Here is a 20323-nt window from a genome sequence, read left to right on the forward strand (position 1 = left end):
TCATGACCGTCGCCCCATCCAGGCCTCGCGCCTCCGAGCCGGCCCAGCCGGCCGCACCCGACCTCATCACCCTCACCATCGACGGGCTGTCGGTGAGCGTGCCCAAGGGCACCCTCATCATCCGCGCGGCCGAGCTGCTCGGCATCGAGATCCCGCGGTTCTGCGACCATCCGCTCCTCGACCCCGTCGGAGCCTGCCGGCAGTGCATCGTCGAGGTGGAGGGCCAGCGCAAGCCGATCGCCTCCTGCACCACGACGGTGGCCGCCGACATGGTCGTGAAGACCCAGCTGACCTCGCCGGTCGCCCGCAAGGCCCAGGCCGGCACGCTTGAGTTCCTGCTCCTCAACCATCCGCTCGACTGCCCGATCTGCGACAAGGGCGGCGAGTGCCCGCTGCAGAACCAGTCGATGGCGAACGGCGGCGCGGTCTCCCGGTTCAAGGAGACCAAGCGGGTGTACCCGAAGCCGCTGGCGATCTCCACCGAGATCCTGCTGGACCGGGAGCGCTGCGTGCTGTGTGCCCGCTGCACCCGGTTCTCCGCCCAGATCGCCGGGGACCCGTTCATCGAGCTGTTCGAGCGGGGCGCCGCCGAGCAGGTCGCGGTGAGCGACGGGCAGCCGTTCTCCTCCTACTTCTCCGGCAATACCGTGCAGATCTGCCCAGTGGGGGCGTTGACCAGCGCCGCCTACCGCTTCCGGGCCCGGCCCTTCGACCTGGTCTCCACGCCCACGGCGTGCGAGCACTGCGCGTCGGGCTGCTCCCTGCGCACCGACCACCGCCGGGGCAGGGTGACCCGTCGCCTCGCCGGCGACGACCCGGCGGTGAACGAGGAGTGGAACTGCGACAAGGGCCGGTTCGCCTTCACCTACGCGCGCGCGGCCGATCGGCTCACCACCCCGCTGATCCGCGACGACGACACCGGGCAGCTCGTCCCGGTCTCCTGGAGCGAGGCGCTCAAGTACGCCGCGCGGGGGCTGGCCGAGTGCCGGGACCGGCGCGGGGTCGGGGTGCTCACCGGCGGGCGGCTGACCCGCGAGGACGCCTACGCCTACGCGAAGTTCACCCGGGTGGCGCTGGCCAGCAACGACGTGGACTTCCGGGCCCGGCCGCACTCCGCCGAGGAGGAGCAGTTCCTCGGGTATGCCGTCGCCGGTACCGGCATCGGCGTCACCTACGCCGATCTCGAGGCCGCCCCGGCCGTGCTCCTGGTGGCCTTCGAACCGGAGGAGGAGTCGCCCATCGTCTTCCTGCGGCTGCGTAAGGCCGTGGACAAGCACGCCGCGGCCGTGCACGCGCTCGCCCCCCTGGCGAGCCGGGGGCTGACCAAGCTCGCCGGCACCCTCGTGCCGACGCGGCCGGGCGAGGAGGCGGCCGTCCTCGACGCGCTCGCCGCCCCCGACCGGGGCGGGCCGGAAGCACCGACCACGCGGGCCCTGCGGGCGCCGGGGGCGGTGATCCTGGTGGGCGAGCGGGCCGCGGAGTTCCCCGGGGCCCTGTCCGCGGCCGTCCGGCTGGCCGAGGCGACGGGTGCCTCGCTCGCCTGGGTTCCGCGGCGGGCCGGTGACCGCGGCGCGGTCTCGGCCGGACTGCTTCCCTCGCTGCTGCCCGGCGGTCGCCCGGTCACGGATGCCGCCGGGCGCGCCGAGGTCGAGGAGGTCTGGGGGGGTCCGCTGCCCGGCGCGCCCGGCCGCGACACCGACGGCATGCTGGCTGCCGCCGCGGCCGGGCGGCTCGACGGGATGATCGTCGCCGGCGTTGACGCGGAGGACCTGCCGAATCCGGCGAGTGCGCTCGCGACGCTCGCCCGGATGCCGTTCTGCGTCTCGATCGAGCTGCGCCGGTCGTCGATCGCCGAGGTCGCGGACGTGGTTCTGCCCATCGCCCCGGTGGCGGAGAAGGCCGGCTCGTTCGTCGACTGGGAGGGCCGGCTGCGACCGTTCCAGCGGGCCCTGGACACCCCGGCCCTGCCAGACGTCCGGGTGTTGCACCTGCTTGCCGCCGAGATGGGCCTCGACCTCGGCCTGCCCGACGCCGGCGCGGCCGCCCGCGAGCTGCGCGCCCTGGGTCGGGCCGGCGACGGCGTGAGCCGGGTGCCCGCACCGTCGGAGCCGATCGCCGAGCCGCCCGTCGCGGGGGTGGGTGAGGCGGTGCTCGCGACCTGGCACCAGCTCGTCGACGACGGCGCTCTGCAGGCCGACGAGCCCTACCTGGCGGGCACCGCGCGCCCGGCGGTGGCCCGCCTGTCCGCCGCGACCGCCGCCGAGATCGGCGCCGTGGCCGGGAGACGGGTGACCATCACGGCCTCCCGTGGCTCGATCACCCTGCCCGTCGAGGTCACGGCGATGCCCGACCGGGTGGTCTGGGTGCCGACCCACTCGCCGGGCTCGCACGTGCGCCGGGCGCTCGCCGGGGACGCCGGGGTCCTCGTCCGGGTGGGCCCCGCCGAGGACGATCCCCCTGCCGAGGACGGCACCCCCGCCGGGGACGACACTCCCGGAGGCCGCGCATGAGCGCCACCCCGTCCACGCTCGTCTGGGCCGCGGCCGCGGATCCGGACCTGCACGCGTTCGCCGACGACCCGTTCTGGCTGATCCTGCTCAAGGCCGTGGCGGTGTTCGCCTTCCTGCTGCTGATGACGCTGTTCGCGATCGTGTTCGAGCGCAAGGTCGTCGCGAAGATGCAGCAGCGGGTCGGCCCGAACCGCCACGGCCCGAGGGGCTGGCTGCAGAGCCTCGCCGACGGCGCCAAGCTGATGCTCAAGGAAGACCTCATCCCGGTACTCGCCGACAAGCCGATCTTCATCCTGGCGCCGATCGTCTCCGCGGTGCCGGCGTTCCTCGCCTTCGCGGTGATCCCCTTCGGCCCGGAGGTCTCGATCTTCGGGGAGCGGACCACGCTGCAACTGGCGGACCTGCCGGTGAGCGTGCTCTACCTGCTGGCAGCCGCCTCCCTCGGCGTCTACGGGCTCATTCTGTCGGGCTGGTCGAGCGGGTCCACCTACCCGCTGCTCGGCTCGCTGCGTTCGGCCGCGCAGATCATCTCCTACGAGGTCGCGATGGGGCTCGCGTTCGTCGCGGTGTTCATCTACGCCGGCACGCTGTCGACCTCCGGCATCGTGGCGGGCCAGTCGGGTCGCTGGTACATCGTGCTGGTGCCGTCGTTCGTCCTGTACTGCATCTCGATGGTCGGCGAGACGAACCGGACCCCCTTCGACCTCCCCGAGGCCGAGGGCGAACTGGTCGGCGGGTTCCACACCGAGTACAGCTCCATCAAGTTCGCGTTCTTCTTCCTGGCCGAGTACATCAACATGGTCACCGTCTCGGCGATCGCGACGACCTTGTTCCTCGGGGGCTGGCAGCCTCCGCCCATCCCCGGCCTGTCCGGTCTGAACTCCGGCTGGGTTCCGCTGATCTGGTTCGTCCTCAAGCTGCTGGCGTTCCTGTTCTTCTTCATCTGGCTGCGCGGGACGCTGCCGCGGCTGCGGTACGACCAGTTCATGAGCTTCGGCTGGAAGGTGCTCATCCCGGTCGGTCTGGTCTGGGTGCTGGCCGTCGCGACCTTCCGCGTCTACCAGAAGCACGTGGACGACCGCACGCCCTGGCTCGTCGGGTTTGGCGTGGTCGTCGGCATCCTGCTGATCGTCGCGCTCATCGATCCCGGCGGCGCGAGGCACCAACGGGAGCTGGAGGAGGCCGAGCAGCGCAAGCTGGCCGAGGCGCCGAGCCTCGACCGCATCCCGTGGCCCCCCCCACCGCAGGCCGCTGGACGGGGTCGTCCGGCGGTGTCCGCCGGTGCCTCGGCCAATGGGTCGTCCACTGTCATCCCCGCGGACCCCGGTCCGCGTCAGGAGCGTTGAGTCATGGGGATCCTCGACCCGTACAAGGGGTTCGGCGTCACCTTCGGGACGATGTTCAAGAAGCCGACGACCGAGCAGTACCCGGAGGAAAAAAAGGAGACCGCTCCGCGTTTCCACGGCCGTCACCAGCTCAACCGGCATCCCGACGGCCTGGAGAAGTGTGTCGGGTGCGAGCTGTGCGCCTGGGCGTGCCCGGCCGATGCGATCTATGTCGAGGGCGCGGACAACACCGAGGCCGAGCGGTACTCCCCGGGCGAGCGGTACGGCCGCGTTTACCAGATCAACTACCTGCGGTGCATCCTGTGCGGGCTGTGCATCGAGGCCTGCCCCACCCGGGCGCTGACGATGTCCAACGACTACGAGCTCGCCGACGACAGCCGACAGGATCTGATCTTCACCAAGGAACAGCTGCTCGCTCCGCTGCGCGAGGGTATGGAGGCGCCGCCGCATCCGATGCGGCTCGGCTCCAGCGAGACCGACTACTACACTCGCGACCCCGACGCCCCGCTGCCCTGGCAGGCCTCGGGGCAAGAGCAGGTCGCGGGGCAGGCCGCGGAGCTGGAGGCAGCAGACGTCATTGCCCGGCGGACGGCGGGCGAGCACTCCCGGGCGGATGAGGTTCCCGCCCACGGCGCCGGTTCGGAGCGACCACGATGAACCACGAGATCCTCGCCGCGGCGGGGGACATCACCAGCACCTCCACCGGTGAGGCCGCGACCTTCTGGATTCTCTCGCCGGTCGCGGTGCTGGCCGCACTCGGCATGGTGATGGTCCGCAGCGCCGTGCACTCGGCGTTGCTGCTGGTGGCCAACCTGTTCTGCGTCGCGGTGTTCTACCTGATTCAGGAGGCACCGTTCCTCGGGTTTGTGCAGATCATCGTCTACGCGGGCGCGATCATGGTGTTGTTCCTGTTCGTGCTGATGCTCGTCGGGGTCGACTCGTCCGACTCGTTGGTGGAGACCATCCGTGGTCAGCGCCTCGGCGCGATCGTCTTCGGCCTCGGCTTCGCGGGCCTGCTGGCCTTCCCGATCGGTTCGGCGATCGACGGCGGGAGCGCCAAGGGCCTGTCCGAGGCGAACACCGGCGGCAACGTCCAGGCGATCGGCCGTCTGCTGTTCACCGACTACGTCTTCGTCTTCGAGGCGATCTCGGCGCTGCTCGTCGTCGCCGCGATCGGCACGATGGTCCTCGGCCACCGGGAACGTGAAGGCGGCCGGATCAGCCAGCGGGAGTGGATGCGGCGGCGCTTCACCGAGGGCCGTCAGGTCACCCCGTTGCCCGGGCCGGGCGTCTTCGCCCGGCATGACTCCGCCGACACGCTAGGGCTGTTGCCGGGCGGCGGGCGCGCCTCGGGCATCGGGGGCGTCCCCGGGACGCCCGACGAGCCGGGCGGCGGCATCTCCCGGGACGCGGACGGCTCGGCGCCCGTCGGCGCCGGTAAGGGGGACGGTCGATGAACCCCGCGAACTATCTGATCCTCTCCGCGCTACTGTTCACCATCGGCACGGTCGGGGTCCTCGTCCGGCGCAACGCGATCGTCGTGTTCATGTCGGTGGAGCTCATGCTCAACGCCGTGAACCTGACCCTGGTCACGTTCTCCCGCATTCACGGGACCCTCGACGGGCAGATCATGGCCTTCTTCGTCATGGTCGTCGCCGCGGCCGAGGTCGTCATCGGCCTGGCCATCATCCTCAGCATCTTCCGAACCCGTCGCTCGGCGTCGGTGGATGACGTGAACCTGCTGAAGTACTAGATCCCAGCCAAGCACGAGTACGAGCGCGAGCACCAGATCTTGACCAGCACTCCCACCGCGGACCGGGTCGGGTGGACTCTCCGGTCCGCTCCCGCCGCCGGAACGCGGCTGCGACCGGCCGTCGGCCACGGAAGAACGGACGACACTGCAGTGACGCATTATCGCCAATGGCATCCGCGGCGGAGTCGCGATGAACGCTGACCCGCTTCTGCTCGCTGCCGCCGAACATGGCGGTAGCAAGATCCATTATGCGGCCGCGTCGGGGGTCTTCTCGCTGACCTGGCTGCTCATCGCGCTTCCATTGGCCGGAGCCGCGGTGCTGTTGCTCGGCGGTCGGCGGACCGACGGGTTCGGGCATCTGCTCGGCACACTGACCTCCGCCGCCAGCTTCGTGATCGGTCTGGTGCTGTTCGCCGGCCTGCTCGACCGCCCCGGTGACGACCGGGCGCTGTCCCAGCAGCTGTACTCCTGGATTCCGGTCAACGGTTTCCGGGTGGACGTCGGTCTGCTGGTCGACCAGCTCTCGGTCGTCTTCGTGCTGCTGATCACCGGGGTCGGGACACTGATCCACATCTACTCGATCGGCTACATGGCGCACGACCCGGCCCGGCGGAAGTTCTTCGCCTACATGAACCTCTTCCTGGCGTCGATGCTGCTGCTCGTCCTGGGCGACAACTTCCTGTCGCTCTATGCCGGCTGGGAGCTGGTCGGGCTGTCGTCCTTCCTGCTCATCAAGTTCTGGGAGTACAAGCCGGCCGCCGCCACCGCGGCGAACAAGGCCTTCTACATGAACCGGGTCGGGGACGTCGGGCTGGCGCTCGCGATCATGTTCATGTTCGCCACCGTCGGGTCGACGAGCTACGCCGACGTGTTCGGCTCGGCCGCCGCGGGCGTCATCGGTTACGGCACGATCACCGCGATCGCGCTGCTGCTCCTGCTCGCTGCGTGCGGCAAGTCCGGCCAGTTCCCGTTGCAGGCCTGGCTGCCGGACGCCATGGAGGGCCCGACCCCGATCTCCGCGCTCATCCACGCGGCGACCATGGTCACCGCCGGGGTCTATCTCATCGTGCGGGCCGGGCCGATCTTCAACGAGACGCAGGCCGCCCGTACCGTCGTGGTGATCATCGGGGCGGTCACGATCCTGATCGGCTGCGTCATCGGCTGTGCCTACGATGACATCAAGAAGGTGCTGGCCTACTCGACAGTCAGCCAGATCGGGTACATGTTCCTCGCGGTGGGGCTGGGACCGGCCGGCTACGCGATCGGCATCATGCACCTGCTCGCCCACGGCTTCTTCAAGGCCGGTCTGTTCCTCGGATCCGGCTCGGTGATCCACGCGATGAATGACGACCAGGACCTGCGTCACTACGGCGGGCTCTGGCGGTATATGAAGATCACCTGGGTGACCTTTGGTGTCGGCTACCTGGCGATCATCGGGTTCCCCGGGTTCTCCGGCTTCTTCACCAAGGACCGGATCATCGAGACCGCCTTCGACAAGGGCGGGACGTCGGGATACCTGCTCGGCTCGATCGCGCTGCTGGGCGCGGGCATCACCGCCTTCTACATGTCCCGCCTGTTTCTGATGACCTTCCACGGCAGGCCGCGCTGGACGACGGAGGGCGAGCACGCTCGGCATCCGCACGAGTCCCCGGGGTCGATGACCGGTCCGATGATCCTGCTGGCCGTCGGCTCGCTCCTCGCCGGTGGCCTGTTCGTCCTCGGCCATTCGCTGCAGGACTGGCTCGAACCGGTCGCCGGGGCGGGGGTCGAGGGTGTCCACACCTTCTCGCCGCTCGTCCTCACCCTGCTCACGCTGGTGGTCACCGCCGGCGGCTTTGCCGGGGCCTATGTGCGCTACCAGCTGCGCCCGGTCGAGGCGACGGCCCCGCCGGACTCCGAGGTCACCCTGGCCACCGTCGCCGCCCGTCACGACCTGTTCGCGAACACCTTCAACGAGACCGTCGCGATGCGGCCCGGCCAGTACCTGACCCGTTTCCTGGTCTGGCTGGACCTCGTCGGCGTTGACGGGCTCGTGCGGGGCAGCGCCGCCGCCATCGGCGGCCTGTCGGGGCGGATGCGCCGCCTCCAGACCGGCTTCGTCCGGTCCTACGCTCTGTCGATGTTGGGAGGTGCCGTCCTCGTGGTCGGCGCGCTGCTGCTGGTGAGGGCGGGCTGACATGCACACAGTCCCCTGGTTGACGATCATGTTGATCGTCCCGGCCGCGGGTGCGGTGGTCGTCGCCGCTCTGCCCCGCCGGCTGTCGACCCTCGCCAAGCAGCTCACCCTCGGGCTCTCGCTGGCGGTTCTGGTGCTCGCGGTCCTTGCGACCGCGGCCTACAACCCGGACAAGGCCGGCTTCCAGTTCGCCCAGTCCTACGACTGGATCAAAACCTTCGGCATCTCCTACTCGGTGGGGGCCGACGGCATCTCGCTGGTGCTGATCCTGCTTGCCGCGCTGCTGGTGCCGGTCGTGGTCCTGGCGTCCTGGGACGAGGCAGGCGCGGATGGCGGGACGACCGGTGCGACGGATCCGACCGGCGCGGCCGCCGTCGGCGCGGCCGCCGTCGGGGTGGACGGCGCCGGGGTGGACGGCGCCGGGGTGGACGGCGCCGGGGTGGACGGCGCCGGGACGCGGAGCAGGCGGTCGGTCCCGGCGTTCTTCGCGCTGCTGCTGGCGCTGGAGGCCGGGATGATCGGCGTGTTCGCCGCTACCGACGTCTTCCTGTTCTACGTCTTCTTCGAGGCGATGCTCATCCCGATGTACTTTCTCATCGGGAGCTACGGCCCGGTCCGGGAGCAGGCCCAGCGCTCCTACGCGGCGGTCAAGTTCCTGCTCTACAGCCTCTTTGGCGGCCTGCTGATGCTCGCTGCCGTGATCGGACTGTACGTCGTCTCCGCCGACAACCTCGGCAGCGGAACCTTCGACTTCGCCACCCTGCGGCAGATGGACATCACCCCCGGGGTGCAGAAGCTGCTGTTCCTCGGTTTCTTCCTGGCGTTCGCCATCAAGGCCCCCCTGTTCCCGTTCCACACCTGGCTGCCCGACGCCGGCGCGCAGTCGCCCACCGGCGGCGCGGTGCTGCTGGTCGGGGTGCTGGACAAGGTGGGCACGTTCGGACTGATCCGGTACTGCATCCCGCTGTTTCCCGACGCGGCCGACTACTTCGCCCCGCTGGTGCTTGGTCTGGCGGTGATCGGCATCTTCTACGGCGCCCTGCTCGCCATCGGGCAGCGGGACATGAAACGGCTGGTCGCCTACACCTCGCTGGCCCACTTCGGCTTCATCGCGCTGGGCACCTTCGCCTTCACCTCCCAGGCGGGCAGCGGCGCGGTGCTTTACATGGTCAACCACGGCCTGTCCACCGGCCTGCTTTTCATGGTCGTGGGCTTCCTGGTGGCGCGCCGCGGCACTCGTGACGTCGGTGCTTACGGCGGCCTGGCCAGGGTGACGCCGGTGCTTGCCGGGGTGTTCCTCGTCGCCGGACTGTCGTCGTTGGCGTTGCCTGGAACGAACAGCTTCGTCAGCGAGTTCCTGGTGCTGGTGGGGACGTTCACCCGGAACAGGCCGCTGGCGATCGTCGCGACCACCGGCATCGTGCTGGCCGCGATCTACATCCTGTACCTCTACCAGCGGACGATGACCGGACCGGTGGTGCACGAGGAGAACAAGGTCCTGGTCGACCTCAGCCTGCGCGAGAAGCTCGTCGTCGCCCCGATGGTCGCGCTCATCGTCGCGCTCGGGGTCTACCCCAAGCCGCTGCTCGACATCATCACGCCGACGGTGACGGCGACCTACGCCGATATCGGCAAGTCTGACCCGGCTCCGACGCACTCGGTGGCCGCGGAGTCCGGAGGCCACTCGTGAGCGCCACACCCGACCTTCTCCTGGCGCAGGGATCGAACCCGATGATCACACCGCCGTCGATCGAGTACTCCTCGCTCAGCCCGATCCTGATCGTGTTCGGGGTCGCGCTCGTCGGGGTGCTCGTCGACGCCTTCGCCACGAAGCGGGCCCGGCGGACCTTCCAACCGATCCTGGCGGGTGCGGGCTTCGTCGCCGCGCTCGTGGCCGTGGCGGTGCTGCACGGCCGGCAGGCCATCCTCGCCTCCGGTGCGCTGGCGATCGACGCGCCGACCTTGTTCATGCAGGGCACGATCCTGGTCTTCGCCCTGCTGTCGGTGCTGCTGGTGGCCGAACGCCAGCTTGACTCGTCCGGCGGGGCTATTGTGGCCTCGGCCGCGATCACCCCGGGCTCGAAGGGATCGACGGCGCAGCAGACCTCGGCAGACGTGCAGACCGAGGCGTATCCGCTGATGGTCTTCTCGGTCACCGGGATGATGCTCTTCGTCGCCTCGAACAACCTGCTAGTGATGTTCGTGGCGCTGGAGATCCTCTCGTTGCCGCTGTACCTGCTGGCCGGGCTCGCCCGGCGCCGTCGGCTGCTGTCGCAGGAAGCGGCGATGAAGTACTTCCTGCTCGGGGCGTTCTCCTCGGCCTTCTTCCTCTACGGCGTCGCGTTCGCCTACGGATTTGCCGGCAGCGTGGAGCTCGGGGCGGTCGCGGACGCGGTCAGCAACGCCGGTGCGAACGACACCTACCTCTATCTGTCGCTCGCGCTGCTGGCGGTGGGGCTGTTCTTCAAGATCGGCGCCGTGCCGTTCCACTCCTGGACGCCGGACGTCTACCAGGGCTCGCCGACGCCGGTTACCGCGTTCATGGCGGCGGGGACGAAGGTCGCCGCGTTCGGTGCCCTGTTGCGGGTCTTCTACGTCGCCTTCGGAGGGCTGCGCTGGGACTGGCGACCAATCCTGTGGACGATCGCCATCCTCACCATGGTGGTCGGCGCGGTGCTCGCCCTGACCCAGCGTGACATCAAGCGTATGCTGGCCTACTCGGCGATCGCGCACGCCGGGTTCCTGCTGGTGGGCCTCGCCGGCACCAACACCGACGGCCTGCGCGGCTCGATGTTCTACCTGGTGACCTACGGCTTCACGACGATCGCCGCCTTCGCCGTGGTCTCCCTGGTCCGTACCGGCGACGGCGAGGCCGGCGACCTGTCCCAGTGGCGGGGGCTCGGCAGGACCTCGCCCCTGCTGGCCGGGACGTTCTCGTTCCTGCTGCTCGCGCTCGCGGGGATCCCGCTGACGAGCGGGTTCACCGGGAAGTTCGCGGTGTTCCAGGCCGCGATCGCCGGGGACGCCACCCCGCTGGTAGTCGTTGCACTGGTGTGCAGCGCCATCGCCGCCTTCTTCTACGTGCGGGTCATCGTGCTGATGTTCTTCTCCGAGCCGCTTGCCGAGGGACCGGTGGTGGTGACCCGCCCGACGCTGACCTTCGCCGCGGTCGCCATCGGTACCGTGGCTACTCTTGTACTGGGAGTAGCGCCACAGCCACTCCTGGACCTCGCGACGACCGCCGCGACGTCCGGCTTCGTACGCTGACGGTGGTATGAGCGCTATCGGGCTGGACGTCGTGGGGATCAGGACCGATCCTGATCTGGAAAAGGCCGTGCGGGTGGGTCTCGCCCGGGTGGAGGATCTGCTGCGCGAGTCGGTGCGCAGCGAATCCGCCTTCGTGACCGAGACCTCCCGCCATCTTGTCGACGCGGGGGGGAAACGTTTCCGTCCGATCGTCGTGCTGCTGGCGGCGCAGTTCGCCGATCCCGAGGCCGTCGGCGTGGTGCCGGCGGCGGTGGCGATCGAACTCACCCATCTGTCGACGCTCTACCACGACGACGTGATGGACGAGGCGCCGCGGCGGCGGGGAGCGGCCTCCGCGAACACGCGGTGGACGAACACGGTCGCCATCCTCACCGGGGACTACCTGTTCGCCCGCGCTTCCGACATCACGGCGGACCTCGGCCCGGAGGCGACCCGCATCCTCGCCCGGACGATCGCGACCCTGTGCGAGGGGCAGATCCGGGAGACCGTGGGCCCGGCGCCCGGGCAGGACCCGGTCGAGCACTATCTGCGGGTCATCACGGACAAGACCGCCTCGCTGATCGCGACCTCGGGTCGGCTCGGTGCCATGCTGGCGGGCGCGGACCCGATCACCGTCGATACCCTCGCGACCTTCGGGGAGCTTTTCGGGGTGGCTTTCCAGCTGTCCGACGACATCATCGACGTTGCCTCGGACCCGGTGGACTCCGGCAAGACGCCCGGCACGGATCTGCGGGAGGGAATCCCGACCCTGCCGGTGCTCTACGCGCTGCAGGCCGACGACCGGGCGGCGGGACGGCTCCGGGAGCTCATCACCACCGGATTCGCCCCCGGCGACGGGAACACGGAGGACCGGGTGGGCGAGGCTCTCGATCTGCTACGCGGCCACGTGGGCATGGCCCGGGCCCGGGCGGAACTTATCTCCTGGTCGAGCCGGGCGCGGGAATGCCTCGCGTCGTTGCCGGACAACCCGGCGAAGACCGCCTTGGAGTCCCTCGCGGACTTCGTGGTTGACCGCACCGGCTGAGCGTGGTGTGGGGAGCGCCCGGAAATCCGGCGACCTGGCCGCATCTGGTGAGATCCGGCCAGGTCGCGAGGTCGCGAGGTCGCGAGGTCGCCAGGTCGCCAGGTCGTCCTGGGTCAGTGTCCCGACGCGACCGCCGCCGTGGCGGTGCTCGCGGACTGCGTACAGGTGTATGTGGTTCCGGCTGGGTCGGCGTGGCCCTTCGTGGCACCGGTCTGCGTATCGAAGAATGTCTCGAGCAGCGGAGTGACGTCGATCGGCGTTGGATGGAACGGCAGGGAGCCACCGGCCGAAGTCGGCGTCGGGCTCGTTGAGGGGGTCGGGTCGCCCCACGGCCACGAGTCGGTCGGCGACGGCGATGTCGTGGCCGCGCCGGCGCTCTCCGTCGGACTGGGCGCGATGGTACGCAGGTCGGTGGGGCTCGTGCTGGGTGAGCTGAGCTCGTCCCGCGGCGTCAGTGGCACGATCGGGATCGGCGAGGTGCCGGGGCCCAGATAGGCCTCGCCGGTGGCGTGGGAGGAACCTGACCGCCCGGACGGACTACCGGGGTGGGCGCCCAGGCCGGACTGGCTCGTGCTCGGCGCCAGCAGCGCCTGGGACGGAGTGGGCAAGGCGGCCTGCGGACGGTCGCGGGAGGCCTGCGTCTGGGAGGAACCGAAGGCGGTCCCGCCCGTGTACTGGACCCGAGGCGCCTCGCCGGCGTTCGGGCCGGTCGTGGCGCCCGTCGGATCGCCGCCCAGGGCTACGCCGGCGACCAGCGCGGACAGCCCGGCGAGCGAGACGGTTCCCGCCGCGGCGAGCCGCACCCGCCCGCTGCTTCGCCGATCGGCTGGTGCCCGGTGCGCGCCGGGCATCCGGCCGGGGCTCCCGGCGGACGGGTTCGTCGGATGGACGTCGGCGGGCCGGTGGCTCGCGGCGGGGGAGGCGGGCCCGGGAACGTGGAAGGGATTGTAGAGGGTGCCGAGGGTGCCGCCGGCTTGCACCCCGGCGGCGGCTGTCGTGGCTGTCGTGGCGAACCGTGGCCGGCCGGTCCGGGACAGCGTGTCCAGCGGCCGGCGACGCTGGGCGGCATCGCCGACCCGGCTGGCCGTGGCCTCCCGGGCCCGGCGGGCGGAGGTGCTCACCGACAGCGGGCCGGTAATCGTGTCGAGCTCGCCGGGTGGGGCGACCGGGGGCCGTGGCGGGGTCGGCGGTGGGAACGACGCGGCCGCCGCGGTGGAGGTCGTCGGCGCCGCGGCCGAATGGCGGCCGGTGGCCTGCCTGGCGGCTCCCTGGCGCTGGCGTGAATGCCGACCGGCCGAATGATTACCCACGGCGACCTCCGGGAGCGGTCCGGACGACGACGCCGACCGAGCCGCGGGGTTGCCCGGCGCGACCGGCCGTGATCGGAACGGTCATGTTGATGGTGCCCCTGGGCGAACGCGGACTCGCCACGGACCGCGGGCATAGGGCTCGATGAACCCGCACTGCGCCTCCGGCTGCATCGGTGTTGTGAGCCCCCCCGGGCCACACGGCACCCCCACGCGCGATGTCACCTTACCGGAAGGTGCCGGAGTGGCGCACTCCCCGGCAGATAGCTGCCAAGCGGCATTATCAATGACATAGTTCTGTGGTAATGCGGGCTCTGCCCGGCCGTCTGGGGCGCGGGGCCGCGCGCACGCCCCGGCCGGCCGGGCCACGGGCTGTGGAGTGCTGATCAGATCAGCGGACGGCTTTCAGATCACTCGATGGTCCAGGTCTCCCCACCAGCGACCAGCGACATCAGGTCCCCGTCGCCCTGGCGGGTCTTGGCGTCGGCGATCTGGGCGTTCAACGCCTCGTCGTAGGTCGGCGCGTCGACGTCGCGGAAGATGCCGATCGGGGTGACGCCGTGCGAGTCACCGGTGAGCCGGGACAGCGCGAACGCCTGGCTCGGATCGGCCGCCCAGGCGTCGTGGACGAGGACGTCCGGGCTGCCCGCCGGGACCACCTCGAGGCTGCCGTCCGGCGCCCGTCGAATGGCCTTGTCGCCCTCGGTGCCGAAGACGAGGGGCTCGCCGTGGGCCAGCTTCAGCGTCACGTCGTCCCGGCTGGTCCGGTCCTTGAGCGGGTCGAAGGCGCCGTCGTTGAAGATGTTGCAGTTCTGGAAGATCTCCACGAAGGCGGTGCCGGGGTGCTCCGCGGCCGCGCGCAGCACCGAGGTCAGGTGCGCCCGGTCGGAGTCGATGGACCGTCCGACGAACGTGGCCTCCGCCCCCAGCGCCAGCGACACGGGGTTGTACGGCCGGTCCAGCGAGCCGAACGGCGTCGACTTGGTGATCTTGCCGATCTCGGACGTGGGGGAGTACTGCCCCTTCGTCAGTCCGTAGATCCGGTTGTTGAACATGAGGATCTTCAGGTTGACGTTGCGGCGCAGCGCGTGCAGCAGGTGGTTCCCACCGATCGACAGGGCGTCGCCGTCCCCGGTGACGACCCAGACCGACAGGTCGGGACGGGAGGCGGCGAGCCCGGTGGCGATCGCCGGTGCCCGGCCGTGAATGGAGTGCATCCCGTACGTCTGCAGATAGTACGGGAACCGTGAGGAACAGCCGATTCCGGAGATGAAGACGATGTTCTCCCGGGCCACCCCGAGATCAGGCAGGAACCCCTGGACGGTGGCGAGAATGGCGTAGTCGCCACATCCCGGGCACCACCGCACTTCCTGGTCGGAGGTGAAGTCCTTGCGGCTCTGCTGGGCCGGCGCGGCCGGCACCAGGTCGAGCAGCCGGTTACTGATGCCGCTGCGATTCGTCGTGACGGTCACTGGTTGATCACGTCCTCCAAGACGCCCGCCAGCTCCGCGGCCTTGAAGGGCAGCCCGCGAACCTGGTTGTAGCCGATCGCGTCGACGAGGTACTCGGCCCGGATCAGGGTCCTTAGCTGCCCGAGGTTCATCTCGGGAATCAGCACCTTGTCATACGACCGCAGGATGTCCCCGGTGTTGGCGGGGAAGGGGTTGAGATGACGCAGGTGTGCCTGAGCGACGTGCATGCCCTTGGCGCGGACCCGGCGGCAGCCGGCCGCGATCGGGCCGTAGGTGGAGCCCCAGCCGAGGACGAGCAGCCGGGCCTGCCCGGACGGGTCCTCCACCTCCAGTGGCGCGACATCGTTCGCGATACCGTCGATCTTCGCCGCGCGCAGCCGCACCATCCGGTCGTGGTTGGCCGGATCGTAGGAGATGGCACCCTGGCCGTCCGACTTCTCGATGCCGCCGATGCGGTGCTCCAGGCCCGCCGTGCCGGGGACTGCCCACGGCCGGGCGAGGGTCTCCGGATCACGCAGGTAGGGCCAGAACTCCGGCCCCTTCGGCCCGGTGTGGTTCGGCTCGGTGGCGAAGGCGACGCTCAGGTCCGGCAGCTCCGAGCGGGTCGGCAGCAGCCACGGCTCCGAGCCGTTCGCCAGGTAGCCGTCGGAGAGCAGGAACACCGGCGTGCGGTACTTGGTAGCCAGGCGGGCGGCCTCGATCGCGGCGTTGAAGCAGTCCGCCGGGGAGCGCGGCGCGACGATCGGAACCGGAGCCTCGCCGTTGCGGCCGAACATCGCCTGGAGTAGATCGGCCTGTTCGGTCTTGGTGGGCAGGCCGGTGGACGGGCCGCCGCGCTGGATGTCGACGATCACGAGCGGCAGTTCGAGACTGACCGCGAGGCCGATGGTCTCGCTTTTGAGCGCGACACCCGGGCCGGAGGTCGTCGTCACGCCGAGTGATCCGCCGAAGGAGGCACCGAGCGCGGCGCCGATGCCGGCGATCTCATCCTCGGCCTGGAAGGTCCGCACGCCGAACCGCTTGTGCCGGCTCAGCTCGTGCAGGATGTCCGAGGCCGGGGTGATCGGGTAGGAGCCGAGGAACACCGGCAGGCCGGTCAGCTCGCCGGCGGCGATCAGACCGTAGGACAATGCCGTGTTCCCGGTGATCCGTCGGTAGGTACCAGCCTTCATCCGGGCCGGCGCCACCTCGTAGGTGACCGAGAAGGACTCGGTGGTCTCGCCGTAGTTGAAGCCGGCACGGAAGGCCGCGACGTTCGCCGCGGCGATCTCGGGCCGTTTGGCGAACTTCTTCTCCAGGAAGCCGACGGTGCTCTCGGTCGGCCGGTGGTACAGCCAGCTCATGAGGCCCAGGGCGAACATGTTCTTCGCTCGTTCGGCCTCCTTCTTGTTGACCCCGGCGCCGACACCCTCGGCGGCGTGCACCGCGTTGATGGTCATCGAGGTGAGCGGCACCCGATGCACCGTGTAGGCATCCAGCGTGCCGTCGGTCAGCGGATCCGTCGTATAGCCGGCTTTCTTGAGGTTGCCGCCGGTGAATGCATCGGTGTTGACAATGAGATTGGCCCCCGGCGGCAGATCCTTCAGATTCGCCTTCAGGGCCGCCGGGTTCATTGCAACCAGTACGTCCGGTGCGTCACCCGGGGTGAGAATGTCGTGATCGGAAAAATGTAGCTGGAAGCCGGACACACCGGCCGGCGTGCCGGCTGGGGCGCGGATTTCGGCAGGGAAGTCCGGAAGCGTCGACAGGTCATTGCCGAATGCTGCCGTCTCGCTGGTGAACTGTTCTCCGGTGAGCTGCATACCGTCGCCGGAGTCGCCCGCGAAGCGCACGACGACCCGGTCGAGCCGGCGGGTCTCCCTCTCCCTGACCTGCTCTGACACCTTCAGTGACCTCCTCGGGTACCGTTCCAGCCTACCGGCCGTATCAATGATGCGCGCGCACCGTGCCGCCGAGTTCGATCGCTCCATCCTCGTCGACGATCGACGATCGACCTCGGTCTCCGTAGCCGTCGCGCCGTATGGTGATTGTTTGCCAACTCTACGTATATAGTCTTTGTCGTTGCGATCGTCCGGCTGGCGTGTCTTGACCCTGATATCGCTGGTCAGAAGGGGTGTACCGCCCGATGGAGGTGATCGGCCGGATCCGGTTCAATGCGCTTCCGGTAATGCTTTCCACAATTTCGGGGGAGGCCCGGCCTGTCAGGGAATCGACAGGGTGATCTTTACGTCGGGCGCCCGGAGTGGTGAGCTCGCTCTTGCCGGCGACCTGGCCCGATCCGCGATGTTACCGATTGTAGCTATTTGGTGGCTTGTGGCTGTATGTCCGGTGAGGCCCGGCATCGGGGCATGCTGGCTGTGCGGGCGGCCGGGGTCGGCGGGTGGTCAGGTATCAGGGGCGGCCCCCTCGGAAGCGGCCGGCTCCGGAACGGGGAGCATCGGGACATGACGCATCGCCCGCACGAGCAGTCGGATGCCGCGAGCGGCCCGGATGACGGTCGACCCGACGCCGCACCTTCGTCCACGGCGGCGAGTGCCGGGCCGCGGGAGGCCGGGCCGCGGGAGAAGGTGGGAATCGTCGGGCCGGGCCGGGCCGGCACGGCGCTGGGCCTCGCTCTGGCAGCGGCCGGATATCCGGTGGTGGCCGTGGGAGTGCGCTCGCCGCGGCACCGATCGAGGGCCGTGAACCTGTTTCCGGACGCGGGGGTCGGCGGGGTGGCCGAGGTCGCCGGGCGGGCCGAGGTCCTCCTCGTCTCCGTGCCCGATGACGCGATCGGGCCGGTCGTCACGGACCTGGTCGCGGCGGGAGCCGTCGGACCCGGCCGGACACTCGTGCATCTCAGTGGGCGCCACGGCCTGGGCGTCCTGGCGGCAGGCGGTGACGTGGGCGCGGCCCGTATCGCGCTTCATCCGATCATGACCCTGCCGGGGATCATCGAGGACTCCGGTCTCCTCGTCGGTGTCCCGTTCGGGATCACCGCCGATCCCGTGGCCGAGGGGCTGGCCCGCCGCCTGGTCACCGACGTCGGCGGCATCGCTCTGCCCGTCGCGGATGACCGGCGGGATCTCTACCACGCCTCTCTCGTGCTCGGCGGGAACTTCCTGACCACCCTGGTGGCAGCTGCCGGCGAGGTGCTGGCCGCGGCGGGCGTGCCGGATCCGGCCGCGGCGCTCGGTCCGCTGCTGCGGGCATCGCTGGCGAACACCCTGACCGACGGCTGGTCGGCGTCGACCGGACCGGTGCGACGCGGTGATCTCGGCACCGTCGTGGCACATCTGACCGCGCTCGACCGGCTGGATCCACAGATCGCCGCCGTGTACCGACGATTGGCGATCTTCACCGCGGAGGAGCTCGAACGGGTCGGGCTGCTCGCCCCGGCCGTGGTCGCACGCCTGCGCGAAGCCGTCCCGGACGAGCCCGGCGACCGACCGGGCGAGGCCCGCCGCGGGCCGGCAGCCGTACGGGTCGGGGGCGGCGGCCACACGTCCGACGGGAACGTTCGGCCAGCGCCGTCGCGTTGAGACAGGTGTACCGGTTCGACAGGACGGACACTCGATCGCCATGCCACACCGCCACTTCAACGGTCTGAAGACCGCGCTGCTGCTGGGCGTGCTGTCCGCCGCCATCATCGTGGTGGGTTCGCTGTTCGGGCGCGGAGGTCTGGTCATCGCGCTCGTGCTCGCGGTCGGTATGAACGGCTTCGCCTACTTCTTCTCTGACCGGATAGCCCTGCGGGCCATGCGGGCCTATCCCGTGACGCAGGTCGAGCAGCCCCGGCTCTACGCGATCGTCGGGGATCTCGCCCGCAATGCCCGGATGCCCATGCCGCGGCTGTACCTCAGCCCGACCCGGGCGCCCAACGCCTTCGCTACCGGCCGTAACCCGCGAAACGCGGCGGTCTGTTGCACTGAGGGCATCATGGAGATTATGGACGATCGTGAGCTACGCGGCGTTCTCGGTCACGAGCTCAGCCACGTCTACAACCGGGACATCCTGATCGCATCGGTGGCCGGTGCCCTCGCCAGTGTTATCGTCTATCTGGCGAACATGGCCCAGTTCCTGGCTATTTTCGGTGGGCGGAACGATGAGGACGGTCCCGGCATCTTCGAGCTTCTGCTGCTGATGATCCTGGGTCCCGTCGCGGCGACGATCATCCAGCTCGCGATCAGTCGGTCCCGGGAGTACCAGGCCGACGAGTCCGGCGCGACGCTCACCGGTGACCCGATCGGGCTGGCGAACGCGTTGCGCAAGCTGGACGCCGGCACCGCGGCGCGGCCCCTGCCGCAGACCTCCAAGCTCGGTCCCGCCGCCGCGCTCATGATTGCAAATCCGTTCCGGGGTGGGGGGGTCGGGAAGCTGTTCTCCACCCATCCGCCCATGAACGAGCGGATCGAGCGTCTCGAACAGATGTCACGCATGAATCCGTATCGGTGACCGGGCCCGATGGCCACGATGTTGTCCGCGGCGCGTCGTCGCGGTAACACCCCGAAGTACTCGGAGTACGCTTTAACCGCGAACTGCCGGCCGAAACGGCGTCGGTTCACAACCAGGACCGCGGCGGAGCAAACCCCCCAGGTTCCGCCGCAAGCACCCCGCCCGAAACCCCCCATCGGGCGGGGTGCACCCTGTCTCCAGCTTTTCCGTCGCGTCAGCGGTAGTTGACGAACTGGAGGGGAACTTCGAAGTCCTCGGTTTTGAGTATCTGGATCACGCGCTGCAGGTCATCGCGCTTCTTCCCGGTCACCCGTAGCTGATCACCCTGAATCTGGGCCTGTACCCCCTTCGGGCCATCCGTCCGGATCTTCTTGGCGATGGCCTTGGCCTTGTCCTCCGCGATGCCCTGCTGAACGGTGACGGGCAACCGGAACTCCTTGCCCGACGGCTTGGGCTCGTCGAAGGTCAGGGCCTTGAGGGAAATGCCGCGTTTGACGAACTTCTCCTGCAGTACGTCGAGCACCGCCTTGACCCGCTCGTCCGTGTTCGCTACAAGCAGAATCGACTCGCCGGACAGCGTCGCGGATGCGCCGGTGTCACGGAAGTCGAAGCGGGTCCGGATTTCCTTGACCGTCTGGTTGACGGCGTTGTCTATCTCCTGGGCGTCAACTTTGCTGACGATGTCGAAGGATGGATCTGCCACGTGTGCGGACCTCCTGGTCGGTTCGATGTGGGTGAGGATCGTGTGGAGTCGAGTGCTGTGCGTGATCGTGGTGCGCGGCCTTCGTTTCGTGAGCCGCTACTCACCGTTGTAATCGATCGTCGGCGGCCGCAGCGGGGCGGTGCGGCATCACGATGCTCCGTCGGGACCGGTATGCTCCTCTACGACGGCAGGTTGCCCGAGCGGCCAAAGGGAGCGGTCTGTAAAACCGTCGGCTCAGCCTACGATGGTTCGAATCCATCACCTGCCACCATCCCGGAGTTCCCGGGGATCATGCTTCTACACGGGCTCGGATCCACAGGCCCGGAGCATC

General features: G+C 69.6%; 15 protein-coding genes and 1 tRNA gene. 12 read left to right on the top strand and 4 right to left on the bottom strand.

The window, feature by feature from the left end; translation table 11 throughout:
* Nucleotides 1-2: 2 nt before the first annotated feature.
* From FRANCCI3_RS02715 to FRANCCI3_RS02755, 9 genes are all read left to right on the top strand, one after another.
* Entirely contained in the window at nucleotides 3-2510 is a 2508-nt protein-coding gene (locus tag FRANCCI3_RS02715; RefSeq protein ID WP_011435004.1) for an NADH-quinone oxidoreductase subunit G, read from the top strand.
* On the top strand, nucleotides 2507-3856 hold the full coding sequence (gene nuoH, locus FRANCCI3_RS02720) for an NADH-quinone oxidoreductase subunit NuoH (protein ID WP_011435005.1): 1350 nt from the start codon (nucleotides 2507-2509) through the stop codon (nucleotides 3854-3856). Before FRANCCI3_RS02715 ends, nuoH begins: the two co-directional genes overlap by 4 nt.
* 3 nt (nucleotides 3857-3859) lie before the next feature.
* Nucleotides 3860-4513 carry an NADH-quinone oxidoreductase subunit NuoI gene (nuoI, locus tag FRANCCI3_RS02725; protein WP_011435006.1) on the top strand — a complete coding sequence of 218 codons (654 nt, stop codon included), beginning with the start codon at nucleotides 3860-3862 and terminating at the stop codon, nucleotides 4511-4513.
* Nucleotides 4510-5313 carry an NADH-quinone oxidoreductase subunit J gene (locus FRANCCI3_RS02730; protein ID WP_011435007.1) on the top strand — a complete coding sequence of 268 codons (804 nt, stop codon included), beginning with the start codon at nucleotides 4510-4512 and terminating at the stop codon, nucleotides 5311-5313. Before nuoI ends, FRANCCI3_RS02730 begins: the two co-directional genes overlap by 4 nt.
* Entirely contained in the window at nucleotides 5310-5609 is a 300-nt protein-coding gene (gene nuoK / locus FRANCCI3_RS02735; protein ID WP_011435008.1) for an NADH-quinone oxidoreductase subunit NuoK, read from the top strand. Before FRANCCI3_RS02730 ends, nuoK begins: the two co-directional genes overlap by 4 nt.
* Nucleotides 5610-5799: 190 nt before the next feature.
* Entirely contained in the window at nucleotides 5800-7785 is a 1986-nt protein-coding gene (nuoL, locus tag FRANCCI3_RS02740) for an NADH-quinone oxidoreductase subunit L (protein ID WP_011435009.1), read from the top strand.
* Nucleotide 7786: 1 nt separating this feature from the next.
* Nucleotides 7787-9475: an NADH-quinone oxidoreductase subunit M gene (locus FRANCCI3_RS02745; protein ID WP_011435010.1), complete on the top strand. Its 1689-nt coding sequence runs from the start codon at nucleotides 7787-7789 to the stop codon at nucleotides 9473-9475.
* A 41-nt stretch (nucleotides 9476-9516) separates the two neighbouring features.
* On the top strand, nucleotides 9517-11052 hold the full coding sequence (nuoN, locus tag FRANCCI3_RS02750) for an NADH-quinone oxidoreductase subunit NuoN (RefSeq protein ID WP_011435011.1): 1536 nt from the start codon (nucleotides 9517-9519) through the stop codon (nucleotides 11050-11052).
* A 7-nt stretch (nucleotides 11053-11059) separates the two neighbouring features.
* The gene (locus tag FRANCCI3_RS02755) at nucleotides 11060-12076 is read left to right on the top strand and encodes a polyprenyl synthetase family protein (RefSeq protein WP_011435012.1); all 1017 of its coding nucleotides are present in this window, start codon (nucleotides 11060-11062) and stop codon (nucleotides 12074-12076) included.
* Between the two features lie 113 nt (nucleotides 12077-12189).
* Here the strand turns inward: FRANCCI3_RS02755 and FRANCCI3_RS23115 are convergent, their stop codons facing one another.
* The 3 genes from FRANCCI3_RS23115 to FRANCCI3_RS02770 all read right to left on the bottom strand — a co-directional run bounded on the left by FRANCCI3_RS23115 (nucleotide 12190) and on the right by FRANCCI3_RS02770 (nucleotide 16738).
* Nucleotides 12190-13386, bottom strand: coding sequence for a hypothetical protein (locus FRANCCI3_RS23115; protein WP_011435013.1), 1197 nt, complete (start codon nucleotides 13384-13386; stop codon nucleotides 12190-12192).
* A gap of 407 nt (nucleotides 13387-13793) precedes the next feature.
* Nucleotides 13794-14855 (bottom strand): 2-oxoacid:ferredoxin oxidoreductase subunit beta, encoded by a 1062-nt coding sequence (locus tag FRANCCI3_RS02765; protein ID WP_011435014.1) that lies wholly within the window; start codon nucleotides 14853-14855, stop codon nucleotides 13794-13796.
* On the bottom strand, nucleotides 14852-16738 hold the full coding sequence (locus FRANCCI3_RS02770; RefSeq protein WP_011435015.1) for a 2-oxoacid:acceptor oxidoreductase subunit alpha: 1887 nt from the start codon (nucleotides 16736-16738) through the stop codon (nucleotides 14852-14854). The genes FRANCCI3_RS02765 and FRANCCI3_RS02770 overlap by 4 nt, the downstream gene beginning before the upstream one ends.
* Nucleotides 16739-17299: 561 nt before the next feature.
* Between FRANCCI3_RS02770 and FRANCCI3_RS02775 the strand changes: the two genes are divergently transcribed.
* Together FRANCCI3_RS02775 and htpX are read left to right on the top strand one after the other, a co-directional pair.
* On the top strand, nucleotides 17300-18376 hold the full coding sequence (locus tag FRANCCI3_RS02775; RefSeq protein WP_011435016.1) for a Rossmann-like and DUF2520 domain-containing protein: 1077 nt from the start codon (nucleotides 17300-17302) through the stop codon (nucleotides 18374-18376).
* 40 nt (nucleotides 18377-18416) lie between these two features.
* Complete coding sequence (htpX, locus tag FRANCCI3_RS02780; RefSeq protein WP_011435017.1) at nucleotides 18417-19289, top strand: zinc metalloprotease HtpX; 873 nt, start codon at nucleotides 18417-18419, stop codon at nucleotides 19287-19289.
* A gap of 214 nt (nucleotides 19290-19503) precedes the next feature.
* Here the strand turns inward: htpX and FRANCCI3_RS02785 are convergent, their stop codons facing one another.
* Nucleotides 19504-19992, bottom strand: coding sequence for a YajQ family cyclic di-GMP-binding protein (locus FRANCCI3_RS02785; protein ID WP_011435018.1), 489 nt, complete (start codon nucleotides 19990-19992; stop codon nucleotides 19504-19506).
* A gap of 186 nt (nucleotides 19993-20178) precedes the next feature.
* Here FRANCCI3_RS02785 and FRANCCI3_RS02790 point away from each other — a divergent pair.
* A tRNA-Tyr gene (locus FRANCCI3_RS02790) sits at nucleotides 20179-20263 on the top strand.
* Nucleotides 20264-20323 lie beyond the last annotated feature (60 nt).

Origin of the sequence: Frankia casuarinae (assembly GCF_000013345.1) — a bacterium.
In the GTDB taxonomy this organism is placed as follows: domain Bacteria; phylum Actinomycetota; class Actinomycetes; order Frankiales; family Frankiaceae; genus Frankia; species Frankia casuarinae.

What these genes read in the sequence shown, in the direction of transcription:
- nuoH (WP_011435005.1), top strand. Translation starts at nt 2,507, where the DNA reads ATGAGCGCCACCCCGTCCACGCTCGTCTGGGCCGCGGCCGCGGATCCG.
- FRANCCI3_RS02715 (WP_011435004.1), top strand. Translation starts at nt 3, where the DNA reads ATGACCGTCGCCCCATCCAGGCCTCGCGCCTCCGAGCCGGCCCAGCCG.
- FRANCCI3_RS02775 (WP_011435016.1), top strand. Translation starts at nt 17,300, where the DNA reads ATGACGCATCGCCCGCACGAGCAGTCGGATGCCGCGAGCGGCCCGGAT.
- nuoN (WP_011435011.1), top strand. Translation starts at nt 9,517, where the DNA reads ATGATCACACCGCCGTCGATCGAGTACTCCTCGCTCAGCCCGATCCTG.
- nuoL (WP_011435009.1), top strand. Translation starts at nt 5,800, where the DNA reads ATGAACGCTGACCCGCTTCTGCTCGCTGCCGCCGAACATGGCGGTAGC.
- nuoK (WP_011435008.1), top strand. Translation starts at nt 5,310, where the DNA reads ATGAACCCCGCGAACTATCTGATCCTCTCCGCGCTACTGTTCACCATC.
- htpX (WP_011435017.1), top strand. Translation starts at nt 18,417, where the DNA reads ATGCCACACCGCCACTTCAACGGTCTGAAGACCGCGCTGCTGCTGGGC.
- FRANCCI3_RS02745 (WP_011435010.1), top strand. Translation starts at nt 7,787, where the DNA reads ATGCACACAGTCCCCTGGTTGACGATCATGTTGATCGTCCCGGCCGCG.
- nuoI (WP_011435006.1), top strand. Translation starts at nt 3,860, where the DNA reads ATGGGGATCCTCGACCCGTACAAGGGGTTCGGCGTCACCTTCGGGACG.
- FRANCCI3_RS02755 (WP_011435012.1), top strand. Translation starts at nt 11,060, where the DNA reads ATGAGCGCTATCGGGCTGGACGTCGTGGGGATCAGGACCGATCCTGAT.
- FRANCCI3_RS02730 (WP_011435007.1), top strand. Translation starts at nt 4,510, where the DNA reads ATGAACCACGAGATCCTCGCCGCGGCGGGGGACATCACCAGCACCTCC.